The organism is Bacillota bacterium, from assembly GCA_012727955.1.
In the GTDB taxonomy this organism is placed as follows: domain Bacteria; phylum Bacillota; class Limnochordia; order DTU087; family JAAYGB01; genus JAAYGB01.
The window spans coordinates 16,801-30,797 of the sequence record JAAYGB010000061.1 but is presented as its reverse complement, the minus strand read 5'-3'; the positions used below and the strand labels follow the sequence as shown (position 1 = coordinate 30,797).

The 13,997-nt window shown below is 54.3% G+C and carries 12 protein-coding genes; 10 read left to right on the top strand and 2 right to left on the bottom strand.

The window, feature by feature from the left end; all coding sequences use genetic code 11:
- From GX030_10260 to GX030_10250, 3 genes are all read left to right on the top strand, one after another.
- Positions 1-655: ATP-binding cassette domain-containing protein (locus tag GX030_10260; protein ID NLV92758.1), on the top strand; the 655-nt coding region annotated here is incomplete at its 5' end.
- Between the two features lie 26 nt (positions 656-681).
- Positions 682-1,164, top strand: a complete 483-nt coding sequence (locus GX030_10255) for a DUF1854 domain-containing protein (GenBank protein NLV92757.1) — start codon at positions 682-684, stop codon at positions 1,162-1,164.
- A gap of 95 nt (positions 1,165-1,259) precedes the next feature.
- Positions 1,260-2,015, top strand: coding sequence for a DUF2935 domain-containing protein (locus GX030_10250; GenBank protein ID NLV92756.1), 756 nt, complete (start codon positions 1,260-1,262; stop codon positions 2,013-2,015).
- 83 nt (positions 2,016-2,098) lie between these two features.
- On the opposite strand, the gene phoU is transcribed toward GX030_10250, so the two are convergent.
- Entirely contained in the window at positions 2,099-2,752 is a 654-nt protein-coding gene (gene phoU / locus GX030_10245; GenBank protein ID NLV92755.1) for a phosphate signaling complex protein PhoU, read from the bottom strand.
- A 192-nt stretch (positions 2,753-2,944) separates the two neighbouring features.
- On the opposite strand from phoU, the gene GX030_10240 reads away from it, so the two are divergent.
- A complete protein-coding gene (locus GX030_10240) occupies positions 2,945-4,252 on the top strand; it encodes an iron-containing alcohol dehydrogenase (protein NLV92754.1) in 1,308 nt (435 codons plus the stop codon).
- A 99-nt stretch (positions 4,253-4,351) separates the two neighbouring features.
- Positions 4,352-4,756 (top strand): DUF134 domain-containing protein, encoded by a 405-nt coding sequence (locus GX030_10235; protein ID NLV92753.1) that lies wholly within the window; start codon positions 4,352-4,354, stop codon positions 4,754-4,756.
- Positions 4,757-4,760: 4 nt separating this feature from the next.
- Here the strand turns inward: GX030_10235 and GX030_10230 are convergent, their stop codons facing one another.
- A complete protein-coding gene (locus GX030_10230) occupies positions 4,761-6,254 on the bottom strand; it encodes a GGDEF domain-containing protein (GenBank protein NLV92752.1) in 1,494 nt (497 codons plus the stop codon).
- A gap of 309 nt (positions 6,255-6,563) precedes the next feature.
- Here GX030_10230 and GX030_10225 point away from each other — a divergent pair, with 309 nt between their 5' ends.
- The 5 genes from GX030_10225 to GX030_10205 all read left to right on the top strand — a co-directional run bounded on the left by GX030_10225 (position 6,564) and on the right by GX030_10205 (position 13,992).
- Positions 6,564-7,409 (top strand): sugar phosphate isomerase/epimerase, encoded by an 846-nt coding sequence (locus tag GX030_10225; GenBank protein ID NLV92751.1) that lies wholly within the window; start codon positions 6,564-6,566, stop codon positions 7,407-7,409.
- A gap of 47 nt (positions 7,410-7,456) precedes the next feature.
- Entirely contained in the window at positions 7,457-8,443 is a 987-nt protein-coding gene (locus GX030_10220; GenBank protein ID NLV92750.1) for a Gfo/Idh/MocA family oxidoreductase, read from the top strand.
- Positions 8,444-8,462: 19 nt separating this feature from the next.
- A complete protein-coding gene (locus GX030_10215; protein ID NLV92749.1) occupies positions 8,463-9,440 on the top strand; it encodes a Gfo/Idh/MocA family oxidoreductase in 978 nt (325 codons plus the stop codon).
- Between the two features lie 161 nt (positions 9,441-9,601).
- Positions 9,602-10,867: a DNA repair exonuclease gene (locus GX030_10210; protein NLV92748.1), complete on the top strand. Its 1,266-nt coding sequence runs from the start codon at positions 9,602-9,604 to the stop codon at positions 10,865-10,867.
- Positions 10,867-13,992, top strand: a complete 3,126-nt coding sequence (locus tag GX030_10205; protein ID NLV92747.1) for an AAA family ATPase — start codon at positions 10,867-10,869, stop codon at positions 13,990-13,992. Before GX030_10210 ends, GX030_10205 begins: the two co-directional genes overlap by 1 nt.
- The last annotated feature ends 5 nt before the right edge of the window (positions 13,993-13,997 follow it).

Here is a 13,997-nt window from a genome sequence, read left to right as displayed (position 1 = left end):
GATCGGTCTCGTGGGATCCAGTGGCTCCGGTAAAACCACCATGGCTAATCTGATTCCCCGTTTGTATGATGTCAGTGAAGGTAGTGTGAAGGTGGATGGAATCGATGTCCGCTCCTATGATCTTCATGCATTGCGCAATCAAATCGGAGTAGTGCTGCAGGAGCCGCTCCTGTTCCATGGTTCCGTGGCCGATAACATTGCCTATGGTGTGCCCAATGCTTCCCGCCAGGATATCATTTGGGCGGCTCAGGCGGCCAACGCCCACGATTTTATCATGGAGTTTGCCGATAAATATGATACCCATATCGGGGAACGGGGATTGCGCTTGTCAGGTGGGCAAAAGCAGCGTTTGGCAATTGCCAGAGCCATTCTGAAAAATCCCCGGATCTTGATTTTGGACGAAGCTACTTCCGCGGTGGATACCGAGACAGAGAAGCTGATTCAAGAAGCAATTGAAAGGTTGATCAAGAACCGGACAACCATTGCTATCGCCCACAGATTATCAACTCTCAAGAATGCCGACCGGATCTTGGTGCTGGATAAGGGACAGATCGTAGAAGAAGGCAGTCACGAAGAGTTAATGGCACTCAATGGCGTATTTGCCAGAATGGTCAGGATGCAATCGGAACTGAGCAGCAACATGCTGGCTTCATAGATACTTGGGAGGGTGCGGAAGTCTTGATGGCAAAAACCTATAGCCCAGGCCAGGTGCAATTTCGCAGAGATAACTGGCAGCAATTGTGGATGAAAACCGACACTGGAAAGGAAATCGCGGTAAGAGTAAAGATGGCTTTTCCCTTGACGGAGCCAGAGGGGTTTATTATTATCAGTGACACCGATGGCAAGTTCATGGGGATGCTGGAGCGCTACAAAGATCTGCCTCCGGAAAGTGTTGCCCTGTTAGAGGAGGAATTAGAAAGGGATTACTTTATTCCTCAGATCCTCAAAATCGACAGCATCCACGAGGAGTACCGGGTGAATGTCTGGTCAGTGCAAACGGATCGAGGACCTCGTCGTTTTGAGGTCCGAAACCGTCGCCGGGATATTCGCTGGTTATCCGACGAGCACATCGTGATTCAGGATGCCGACGGTAACAAGTACGAGATCAAGAATATGTTCCAGCTGGACAAGGATACACAACAGTTGCTGGAAATTGAGGCGTAGCTGTCTGTCGGGTTAAAATGGGCCATGGACTTGTGTCATCTTACGGATTTTGGGCGCATAGATTTGAGGTGAACCCAAAGTCTGGAGGCGAGTCTATGGCCCATCGCTCTTTTACAGGAACACTGCTAGCTGAGATGACCTTTTGGTTGGGTATTCTGCGGGATCACACCCAGTTTATCCTCGTCAATCTATCCCCCACCGAAGGGACATTGGTGAAGAGGGTATTGGAGCTGAGGAGTATCTTCCTGGAGCTCTATGAGGAAGTGAAGGAGTTGCGAGTTACTGGGTCGCCCGGTGTACCCCCTGCCTTGGTAAGAAGGGTGTTGGCGTCCACCGATGAATTGATCGCCTTTAAGAGGGAGCTGTTGGAGCGGCAACTCCATTGTCGGATTGCGTTGAACCAACCACCGACCTTCACGCAGCATATGATCAATGAGGCCGAGGAGTTTGTCGATATCCTGTCAAGGCCCAAGCCCCAACGACCCCAGAGCTGGTTGGAGGAGCACCTGTTGTGGCTGCCCGATGCCTGGGGGCATGCCGCCTACATTGCTGCTGGGTTAGACAGCCGGGAGACATCTTTGATTGGTACCGCCATGGAGTACAAGCAGGTCTTTGCCCAGTTGTATCTCAAGGCCGAAGAGATAGATACCATGATTGGGAAGGAACCGGAGCCCCTTCCGGTACTGAGGGAATTCAATGCTCAGGTGATTGCAGAGATGCAGGAGTGGCAAGGATTTCTGGTGTATTTGCGGGATCAACTTACCGAATGTCGGATCTTGAGCTGGCTGTCACCCCTTGTTCCCGACCATATGGCCAGGGAGGCGCAGTATTATCTAGAGAAAATTCGATAGTACCAGGGTGACAAGGGTTATCGACCCGCTCTTACTTCCCCCTAAGAGGCAGCAGTAGGAGCGGGTCTCTTTTTTTCATAGGTTTAGTACTTTACCCGGTTGCCGGTTACCATATAAATAGTTTCTTCGCTGATATTGGTAGCCAAGTCCGCTACTCTTTCCAGATGTCGAGCCACGGTAATCAGGGCATAGGCTTGGTTGGCTTGGTTGCTGTTAACGCCTCGGCCAACAAGCTCCATTAGTTCAGCTTCGATTTCGCTCAGCAGGTCATCGGCCTGGTCGTCTTTGCGGCATACCGCGTCAGCTAAATCGACATCTTGGTTAATAAAGGCCTTGAGCGCGGTATGCAGCATCGACAGGGCCACATCGGACAGCTCTGGAATGTGGACCAGCGGTTTGATATATGCCTCGTTCTTAAGCAGCAGCACAACCTCCGCGATATTGGTGGCGTAGTCGCCTATTCGCTCCAAATCTCCGGCGATTTTGGCGATGGCCAGATGAGTGCGGGCATCCTTGGGTAACATCCTCTTGATCCCGGCGAGGCGCACGAGGCTGTCTTCAATCACGATGAGGCTGCTGTCGATGATGTCGTCACGGGTGATTAGCTCCTTGGCAGCCTCTATGTCCTTGGTTCGCAGGGCCTGTACCGCATCGTCGATGTAATCTTCGGCATTTTGTCCCATTTTCAGTAGTTCAGAGATAATGCGATCTAGCTCCTGGGTAAACTTTCTATCCATGAATAGCACCGCCTTCGAATGCTGATTTCAGTTACAGACCTATTTCTACGTGACCCTGTATACGCCTTTTTTTCTTGCTTAGAACCCCCTTGAGGGAAGGGCCTTGGGTGACCAGCCGGGATGGAAGGCAGGAATATGGAATATTTTGCTGAAGTGATTAGAAGATCATAACGCAGTGTGGGAGGGTAGGTAATGAGTGTTGATGTGAGACAAGTGGCAGTTGATCTGCTCACAGATTTCAAGGGCTCAAACTATCGGTTTGGAGCCGACGCAATTGCAGCGGTGGCAGAATACGCAGCGGAATTTGGCAACTCGGTTTTGCTGATCGCCATTGATTCCGAGTGGTTAAAACCAACGGTAGATGATATTAGGGCCCGTCTGGCGAAGCGAGGTATTGGCGTCTTAGGCGGCACTGCCTTTCCCGGGGCTCTTCCCAATGCTCCCAGAGAAGATGTTTATCGACTGGCGGAATTGATCAAGACCCACAAGCCTGACAGCATTGTGGTAGTTGGTGGTGGCAGCACCATTGATGCGGCCAAAGCAGCTAATGTGCTGGCTTCTTTGGAATCCTACAGTGGAGATATTGATACCTACTTTGGAACAGGCATCGTGACAAAGGCATTGGAGGAGACCAAGGCTAGTCTGGTGCCGCTGATCGCGGTGCAGACCGCAGCTAGCTCCGCAGCCCACCTGACGAAGTATTCCAACGTGACCGATATCGCCACTGGACAGAAAAAGCTGATAGTTGATGATGCCATCGTTCCTCAGCGGGCAGTTTTTGATTACCAGATTACGAAGACCGCACCCCGCAGTCTGGTGCTCGACGGTGCCTTCGATGGTTTGGCCCATTGTCTCGAGGTTCTTTACGGTGCACCGGCTGGAGACGGGGAATTGGGGGTCGATCAGCGGCTGTCAGACGTTTGCCTGACAGGGATTCAGCTGGTGGTCGACAATGTCCTGCGCTTGGCCCAAGGAGAACAAGGCGATGAAGTTATGGAGGGCTTGGGCTTGGCCACTGACCTAGGGGGCTATGCCATCATGGTGGGAGGCACCAATGGGGCTCACCTGACCAGTTTCTCCTTGGTGGACTTGACCAGTCACGGACGGGCCTGTGCCTTGATGAATCCCTATTACACCGTTTTCTTTGCCCCAGCCATTGAGGAGCGACTCCGGGCCGTTGGCAGGATTTACCAACAGGCAGGTTTGTTGCCGGCTGAAGTTGATCTAGACAAGCAGTCCGGGCGAGAGCTAGGGGAGACGGTGGCCCAGGCCATGGTGAATCTCAGTGAGAAAGTTGATTTTCCCACCAAGCTTTCGGACCTAGAAGGTTGGAACGATAGCTATATCGAAAAGGCCTTGACGGCGGCAAAGGATCCCCAGCTGGAGATGAAACTGCAGAATATGCCCGAGCCTTTGACTGCGGACTTAGTGGATGAGTATATGGGGCCGGTATTGCGGGCAGCGGCCACTGGCGACTTCTCACTGATCAAGAATCGATAGCATAGTCTCAAGGAATTGAATAGGTGCGACCGATGAAGAGAGGAAGTGGCCCTGGCCCTTCCTCTCTTAGAATGCTGGTATAGAAAGGAATAGGATACTATGGCCCGCCCCACAAAACCCCGGAGGGTTCACAATCTGCCTGAAGCTAGCTTGTTCAAGCCTGCCGGTGTTCCCGGTCGGGAAATGGAAGAGGTGACGCTGGCCGTGGAGGAATTAGAGGCTCTCCGCCTCAAGGATCTGGAGGGCTTGGATCAGGCAGAGTGCGCAGAGATTATGGAGGTTTCCCGCCCTACCTTTCAACGAATCTTAGGTTCCGCTCGGCAGAAGGTTGCCACCGCCCTGGTGGAGGCCAAGGCCCTGCGAATTGAAGGCGGCAGCTACCAGGTGGCGACCCGGAGGATGCATTGTCCCGATTGCGGTGAGATGGTGGAGGTTCCTGCCCACCGCCGGGGGCGTCGCCGCCATGGCCGGTGTCCCCACTGCTCCGGGCCCGTTGAGGGATGACCCATTAGCTACTGGAGGTTGCTACCCGATTTCTGCCCAGGGACTTGGCCTGGTATAGAGCGATGTCCGTTCGATTTAAGGCGGACTCCCAATGGGTATCGTCAGGGTAAATCTGTGATACCCCGATGGAGATAGTGACATTGGCCAGGGTCGTTGCGACTCTGGCCCTAATTTCTTCAGCGATGGCCTTGCCCCTTTCAGCAGAGGTGTCGTGAAGGACAATCACGAACTCCTCACCACCGTAGCGGGCGACGATGTCGTCGCTGTCGACGCTGTTTGAGAGTATTTGGGCCAGTTCAACTAGTACCTTGTTGCCGGCTAAGTGGCCGTAGGTGTCGTTGTATTGCTTGAAATTGTCAACGTCAATCATCAGCAGGACAACGTTTAACTCACCCTGTTGCACCAGGGGCCAGATTAGGTCAAAGTGGTTTTCTAGGCTGCCGTCGTTATGTAGTCCCGTCAGATGGTCCTTACGGGCTAGAAGCTCCATTTCTAGGGACTGGACAATGAGGCGTTGATTTTGTTCTGTTATCCGGCGATGGGCTTGAGTCAGTGATTCAATGTGCTCCTGTAGTTTGCCCAGGGTGCGGTGGATGTGGTTCTTTAGCAGATCAAGTTCCGAGACCCAGGATCGATAGTCTCTGAGATTCTCTAGGGCTTTCAGGGATGAGACGGACTTGGTAGAGACCCGGATTAGGTGCTGGATAGAACTGGTTAGGGGATAGACTATCACCCTGGTGGCCACTAGACACGTCAGAGTGAGGAACAGCAGACATCCCAGCCAGTAGCTGATGATTTGACACATCAACTCTAGACCGGCCGTTGGGTCTGCCCCTACTGCCAGGCTCGGTGTCAGCCCCAGAGTCGTCACCGTGAGATTGGTGATTCTTCCCGTTCCCCAGTAGGCGATGGCGGCGATGCCGGCAATCATCACCACACTTTGCCCCCTAGTGATGTACTCGGCAATTGGCACACCCCTGCCGTGCAAATCACCGGCAAGCAGTAAACCTATCCATCGGCCCACAGCAACGCCCACCAGGATAATTAGGGCGTGACTTAACCAGAAGACCCTTTGGACCGCGGGATCTAACTGGGGAGCCAAGAACTCCAAGTGCTCTGCCACCAATACCCCGAAGATCAAGAAGAACAGTCCTAGCCCTTCAATCATCAGATTCTCGAGTTTTTCCCAAGGTTTCAGTCCAGCAACAAGGACCAGACCAACAATCAGGACGGCAGCTCCCAAACCCGCCTCCGGTCGAGACAAGAAGGCCAATGCAGCAATGCCACAGGAAATCAGACCGGAAGCTAGTCCATGGGTAACCGCTGGAAGAATGGCAGGGATCAGGCCAAGATAGAGGGAGATTCCTTCGGTCAAGGAAAGCGGGAACAAATTTAACCCTAACCCCACTAGCCCCAATCCCAGTCCCAGCAGGAGTGGATGCTTGTTAACCTGCGTGAGCCACGGGGATAGTCGACGCCACGAACCCAAAGACGGCATCTTCTCTACTCCTCTCCTCTGCCCATACCAGAGTAAGTGTTGTTTGAACCTAAAAATTGGCTTCTTATAATACAGAGGTTTCTGGATTGCAAGCAAGTTTCCTTTGCCCACCTGGTAGAACTGCGCTGAAATCCCTTACCCCAAGGGGTCTGGTACAGGATTGAGTAATTCGCAGGATGTCAACTTCATTGCAGGAATCATTACTTGCGGGCCTAATAATGTCTTGAGCAAACCTTGCAACGCCTTGCAGGTAGGCACCTTTGTATCTGTAAACGGGCGCTGATCATCATTTTAGAGGAGGGCGAAATTGTGAAGACTGGGATCAATCAATGGTGTTTTCCCAACACGTATACGGTAAGACAGTCTGTGGCCGCAGCAGCAGCTGCCGGATTTGACGGGATCGAGCTGAACGTGGTAGATGAGTTCGTGGCTCAAGCCGAACCAGGGGATATCGCTGCTATCACCTTGGAGACTACCGCCGATGAGTTGGAGCAAATCAAGGGTTGGGCTGGGGAGTATGGCGTGGAGCTGCCCAGCGTCTCTACCGGTTTGCATTGGAAGTATAGTTTGACCAGCAACGATCCCGAGCTTCGGGAAAAGGGTAAAGGGGTCGCGGTCAAGATGCTCGAAGTAGCTAAGGGACTAGGTGCCGACACCATCTTGGTGGTTCCCGGAGTTGTCACCAGTGATGTCTCCTACAAGACAGCGTATGATCGAGCCTTGGGAGCCTTCCGTGAGCTGGCCGCTGAGGCAGAGAAGTATCAGGTCAGCATCGGCGTTGAAAATGTGTGGAACAAGTTCCTCCTGAGCCCCTTGGAAATGCGGCGTTTTATCGACGAAGTGGGCAGTGATTGGGTTGGCGCGTATTTCGACGCTGGTAACGTCTTGGCCTTTGGGTTCGCCCATCACTGGGTAGAGGCCCTAGGTGATAAGATCTGTAAGGTGCATGTAAAGGATTTCCGCACGGAAGTCGGTAACATTAGAGGTTTTACCTCTTTGTTTGAAGGAGACATGGACTGGGTCGCCCTGGTAGAGAGCCTCAAGTCCGTGGGATACGACAGTTACCTCACCGCCGAGTTGTCTCCCTATCGTTATCAACCGGAGATGTTGGTAACGGATACGGCAGAAAAGCTCCGACGGGTGGTTTCGCTGTAGATATGTAGTTATTACTTAAGTAGTGTTGGAAAGGTGGTCTGGCGGCAATGACCCTTCGAGTCGGACTAATTGGATTAGGAACTATGGGTAGAACTCATGCTGCTGCTTATCAACGGATGCCTAACGTGGAACTGGTGGCGGTAGCAGACTTGCGGCCGGAGTTAACGCAACCTTACAAGGATAGGGGTATTGCCGTATACTCCGATGGCAGGGCTCTCATTGAGCAAGCCGATGTCGACGTGATTGACGTTTGTCTTCCTACCTTCTTGCATCGGCCCTTTGTGGAGTTAGCTGCGGCAAAGGGCCGGCATGTGTTTTGCGAAAAACCCCTAGCGAGGACCTATGAGGACGGTCTAGCCATGGTAGAGGCCTGCCGCAGGGCTGGTGTCAAGTTTGCGGTGGGACATGTGGTTCGATTCTCTCCTCAATATGTTAAGGCGAAGGAAATCGTCGATTCCGGTCAGATCGGTCAACCTGTGACGGTGTCCACCATGCGGGGCGGGGGAGGATTTCCCCGGGGATGGCAGGATTGGTACGCCAATTTTGAGTGGAGCGGCGGTCTGGTCCTCGATCTGATTATCCACGATTTCGACTACCTGCGCTGGGTCTTTGGAGAAGTTGAGAGGGTTTTTGCCCGAGGGACCGCGGGTCGGGAATACAACCGGTATGAGTATGCTTTGGCATCGATCCGTTTCAAGAACGGAGTTATTGCCAACGTGGAAGGCAGTTGGTTTGATCACGGCGGGTTCCAAACCCACATGGAGATCGCCGGTGAGAAGGGACTGCTCTCCCACAATAGTGTCGATGCTTCGCCGCTGCTTACCGTGCTGCAGACCACGGAGGCTGCGGAAGGAGTGCCGGTTCCCAAGAGTCCATTGGTCAATAGCCCCTACCAACTGGAACTACAACACTTCATTTCCTGCATCGAAAGGGATGAAGAGCCATTGACCAGCGGAGAAGAAGCACTAAAGTCACTACAGGTTTCACTGGCAGCCATGGAATCCATCGCCACTGGCAAGCCGGTGGAACTGTAAGGTGAGGGGGACGATAGCAATGAAAATCGGGATGATTTCCTTTGCCCATGGACATGCCAATAGCTATGCTCGAAGCCTGCTCAAGCTGCCGGGGGTGGAGCTGGTCGGGATTGCCGATGACAACGAAGAGAGGGGCAAGGCCAAGGCAGCTGAATTTGGAACGGAGTATTATGAACTCGATGATCTTTTGGCCATTCCTGAGATCGATGGAGTGATTATCTGCAGTGAGAACGCCAAGCACCGCCAGTTTACCGAAGCTGCGGCCAGGGCGGGAAAGCACATACTAGTAGAAAAACCCATCGCCACCACCCTTGAGGATGCCCAGGCGATGATCGATATCTGCAAAGAAGAGGGAGTCAAACTGCAGGTGGCCTTTCCCTGCCGGTTTATTCCGGCGGTACAACAGGCCAAGGAGGCCATCGACAACGGCAGGTTGGGAAGACTAATTGGTATCCGATCCTCCAACCATGGTCAGAACCCCGGAGGATGGTTTATCGATCCGGAACTGTCGGGGGGAGGAGCGGTGATGGATCACACCGTTCACATTGTCGACTTGATTCGTTGGATCTTTGATTGCGAAGTGACGGAAGTCTACGCGGAAGCAGATTCGATGATCTATGGGATCGATATCGATGACTGCGGATTGCTGTCCATGGCCTTAAGCAATGGTGCCTTTGCCACCTTGGATCCCAGTTGGTCTCGTCCCAGGGCCTTTCCCACCTGGGGTGATGTCATCATGCAAATTGTCGGTACCAACGGTGTTATCGACGTCGATGCCGGACGGCAGAAGCTGGATCTATACTCCAACGAACAGGGATACCGCCACGTGTCCTGGGGAGATGATATGGATTACTATCTGATCAAAGACTGGGTTGAGATGATTGCCCAGGATCGTGAGCCCTTTATCACCGGCGAGGATGGTCTGCGGGCTTTGGAAGTGGCCCTAGCTGCCTACCAGTCTGCTAAGTCACACTCCGTGGTCCATATCCAAGACTAGGTCTTTTAGGCAATTAAAGAAGAGGTTGCCCCGAGGAATCACTCCTCGGGGTTTTTCTGTTCTTAGCCATCTCCTTCGCTGGTAGAAGGGAATGGGTGTTTGGGTGGTGTAGAAGCATCATAGGAAGAAATTGCAAACTAGAGTCGAGGGAGTATTAGTGCATGCCTACCTTTCGTTTCATTCACACTGCTGACCTACATCTCGACAGCCCCTTTCATGGCCTGGGTCAAGTCTCAGAGCATCTCCAAACCCGCATTGCTCGAGCCCCTTTGGTGGCCTTGAGAAGGATCGTCGATGCTTGCCTGGAGCACAGGGTTCACTGTCTGATTATCGCCGGTGACTTCTTTGATGGTGGTCGGGTTAGTCTGCATACTCAAGCCTATGTTCGCTCTCAACTGGAGCGGTTGGCAAAGGCGGGGATCGTCGTGGCGGCAGCGGCGGGAAATCATGATCCTCTGTCTGACGGGAACTTCCAGCTTGGTTGGCCGGAAAACGTCATCTGGTTTCCCGCAGACAGGGTGGGGGAAGTGGAGATTCCCTTGGAAGAAGGACAAGTTGCCCTGGTTCGTGGTGTCAGTTACGGGCAAAGGGATGTCGCTGAAGACCTATCGGAGTTATTTCCCCCGGCGGATCACGATGGGTGGCAGGTAGCGGTGCTTCACACCAGCGTTGAGGGATTAGGGGGTACGGAGAACTACTCTCCCACCACCCGGCAGGCGCTTTTAGACAAGGGGTATCGGTACTGGGCTCTGGGGCATGTGCACGGGGCCCGGATTTTGTATCAGGGACCGGAAACTACCATCGCCTATTCCGGCAGTCCCCAGGGGCTAAATCGCCTGGAGCGAGGAGAAAAGGGCTGCTATTTGGTGGAGCTGGGACAGGAAGGAGTTCTGGACCACCGGTTCCTCCCCTGTAGTGACGTGGTCTGGGAAGAGGTGGAGGTATCGATTTCTGAGGTTCCAACGGTCGAGGACTTGGTGGAGGAAGTGGGCCACCGCCTAGATGAGCTGGCCGCTCGATATGAGGGCCGCGGTGTGTTGGCCCAGGTTGAGATTAACGGTAGAGGACCTTTGCATCACTGGCTGCGCCATGACCAGGCCGCCGAAGAACTCCTATCCCTTTGGCAGGAACAGGTGGAAACCTGGGAGAGTGGGTTTGTGTTTCCCCACGGTGTCACCATCAACACCCGGCGGGACATTGATCTCGAAGAACTGGAGAGGGGTCAGGATTTTCTCGCGGAGTTGTTGACCGTCGCGGAGCAACTTGCTTCCCATCCCCAGGGGGAGATTCTCCAGGCCCTGGAGCCCTTGACAGCCCATCGTAGGGCTCGCCGCTACCTGGAGCCTTTGTCTCAGGGGGAGATCAAGACCTTGGTCACCGAAGGAAAACTCTTGGCATTAGACCGATTATTAGGGGATGAGAAGTAGTGTGGATTAGGGAGCTTTATATCGACGGCTTTGGGGTGTGGCAGGATTTTGCCCTGTCCCTAGGTCCCGAACTATCGATTTTTCTTGGTCCCAACGAAACGGGCAAAACAACACTGCTGAACTTCATCCGGGCGATGTGGTTTGGTTTTGCTCGGCGGGGACAGGCCAGTCGAGGAGAACCCTTAGCCGGAGGGCGGCATGGCGGTCGCTTGGTGTTGGTGACGGAAAAGGGAGTCAGTTATACCCTGGAAAGATACGGCGGGGAGGCCGGTCCCTCTTCGGGAACGGTCCAAATCCTCGACAATCAAGGGAATTTCTATGATGAGGCCTTTTTGACCACATTACTGGGTCATGTCAGTAAAGAGGTCTACTGCGGTATTTTTGCCTTTGGATTGACGGAGCTGGAACAACTGGAAAGCCTGTACGGTGATGAGGTTGGACAAGTCATTTACAGTGCCGGAGTGGGAGCCCCGGTATCCATTGCTCTGGTGGAGCAGGAACTGGCCCAAGAGGCTGCCCAGTTGTATCGTCCCGGAGCCAGAAAGCCGGCGATTAACCAACTGATCACCGAACTTGATGAGCTGCAGGAGGAAATTACCGCCTTGCGCCAAAGGCCCGAGGAATATGCCTCGGTGCAAAGGGAAGTCCAGGACCTAACGACGCAGCTAGAGGATCTAGAGGCCCAGCGCAGGCACCTGGCCGAGGATCTAGTCTGGTACCGGACCCTATTGTCTTTATGGGAGCAGTGGGAGGAGTTATTTCAAATTGAGCAGCAGCTGGCCAAGCTTCCCGAGTGCTTTCCCGTGACAGAAGCACAGGAAGAGGCAATGCGCCAGTGCCAGGAACGGGAAGGGGTGCTTGCCCAAAAATTCCAGGAACAGAAAAGGGCCGTGGCCCAGCTGCAACAGCAAGTCCAATCATTAAGTCCAGACAACAGTCTGCCAAAGGTGGCCTCTGACCTTACCGTACTGCTGGAAACCTACAGCGGCTTTGAAAAAAACTTCCGGCAGAGTCAGGAGCTGCGGCGCACCTTTGAGCAGCGGGACCGCCAACTCCAGGAGATCCTGCATTCCATCGGCGGGATTTGGTCCGAGGCAGCGGTCACAGCCTTTGATACCGGCCTGCAGGTGCGGGAGACGATTCGCCGGTTTGCTCAGCAGCTAGCCGAGGCCCAAGCCCAAATCCAGAGGGAGTCAGCTAGATTAGAATCGCTAAGGCAACGCCGGGCAGAACTTCTGCGGGAGGCCCATAACGCTAGGGAGCGGCTGGAGGAACTGATGGCTGTCATGCCGCAACTGTCCCATCCCTATCAAGAGCGGCGTCGGATTGCCAGAGAGTTCCTTCTGGATCAGGCCAAGTTGACGGAGTTACTGGCCAGAAGGGAGTGGCTCAAGGAAGCAGCGGCCAGCGCTGAGCGGGATGCCCGTCGGAACCAGCGAGGTCGTGGCGCCGGCCAAATAGCCTTGGGGATAACTATTTTGGGCGCCTTTTTGGCCCTTGCCGGTGGGGTGGGATCCTGGCTGGGAATGGGAAGCTGGTCCCTGGGTGTGGCCGGAGGGGGACTGGTCCTGGCCCTTGGCGGGGGAATCTGGTGGACTTGGCAGCTAGTGTCTGGCCGCAGCACTGCCGGCAAGGAAGGGCTTTTTCCTTCCTCCCAGGTCCAAATCAGGGACTTGCTGACAACCATCGAGGAGTATCGGCGAAGGCTGTTGCAGCATGGGCAGATACTGACAGGGAAGGAGTATCCTGCGGAGGATGAGATCTTTCAGGCCATTGACGAACTGGAGGCTGAGGGTGAGCTCCGGGCTAAGGTTGGGGGATGGCAGGAGCAAGTAGCGGAGCTGGAAGCAAAGCTAAGGGAAGTAGAAACCGATTATCAGGCGGCGGCAGAAGCCAAGGAGGTTGCCCGGCAGGAGGGGCAGAGGCTTGTCGAAGCTCTTCAAGACTGGCTGCAGCGCCGGAACCTGTCGCCAGATTTGTCACCGGAGGGAGCGTTAGAGGTGGTCCAACTGATCCGCTCTGCTCAGGATGTCCTTAGGGCCAGAGATGAGGCTGAGGCCTCTTGGCAAGTTCTCATGGTGGAAGTCAACGGTTTCTTGGACCGGCTGCAGGTGGTTCTTGCTGGCCTAGGGCAACCTCCGGTCACCCCCGAGGGGGTCTTCGTGGTGGTAGCCCAGCTGAAGGCAACCTGGGAAAGATACCAAGACCTGATGGACCAATTGACCGCGGCACAGCAAAGCCTCGAGGTGACCCAGGAGCAGTATGATGTGAACCAAGGGATTATTGACCGGTTACTGGCAGAGACCAACAGCGAGGACATTGGCGATTTCTATCGGAACCGTCGCCTGTTTAGCGAGTATTCCGCCCTGCGACAACGGCAGGAACATTTAGAGATCGAAATTCGGGCCAGATGTGGGGAGTGGGACTTGACCCAGGTGTATCGGGCGCTGGAGGAGACCCAGAGGGAATTTCTACGGCAACGGGTGTCGCAGCTAGAGGCCCAGCAGCAAGTTGCGGAGGAGTCCATTGCCCGGTGCCGGGAGTGTCTCGGGCGTTTGCGGCAGCGGCTGACGGATTTGGAGCAGGATGAGCGATTGCTGCTCTTGCAGCTGCGGGCCGATACTCTGCGGGAGGAGCTAAATCGCCGAGCCAGGCAGTGGCAGAAGTTGGCTATTGCCCGGGAAATAGTAACTGCCACCCGAGTTAAGTATGAACAGGAGCGACAGCCCCAGGTCCTCCAAAGGGCTTCGGCCTTCCTTCGCCAAATGACCGATGGTCGGTACCAGCGGGTTTTTGCTCCCCTGGGGCAGAGGGAAATTAGAGTGGTTGGCCGCGATGGAAGGCAGTTGGGGGTCGATCAACTCAGTCGGGGTACTGTGGAACAGCTTTATTTGGCGATGCGTTTGGCCCTGGCGCTGGAGTTTGGCCAGCGAGCCACCCCTTTGCCTCTGGTGATGGATGACATTTTGGTCAATTTCGATCCCCAGCGTCTAGAGCGGGCCTGTGAAGTGGTGCGGGAGGTTGCTCAGCAGCATCAGGTTTTGTTTTTTACCTGTCATCCCCATGTGGCTCAATGTCTGCAGGCAGGAGGGGGAACACCGATTATCCCGTTGGCCCACCGGTAGGCCTT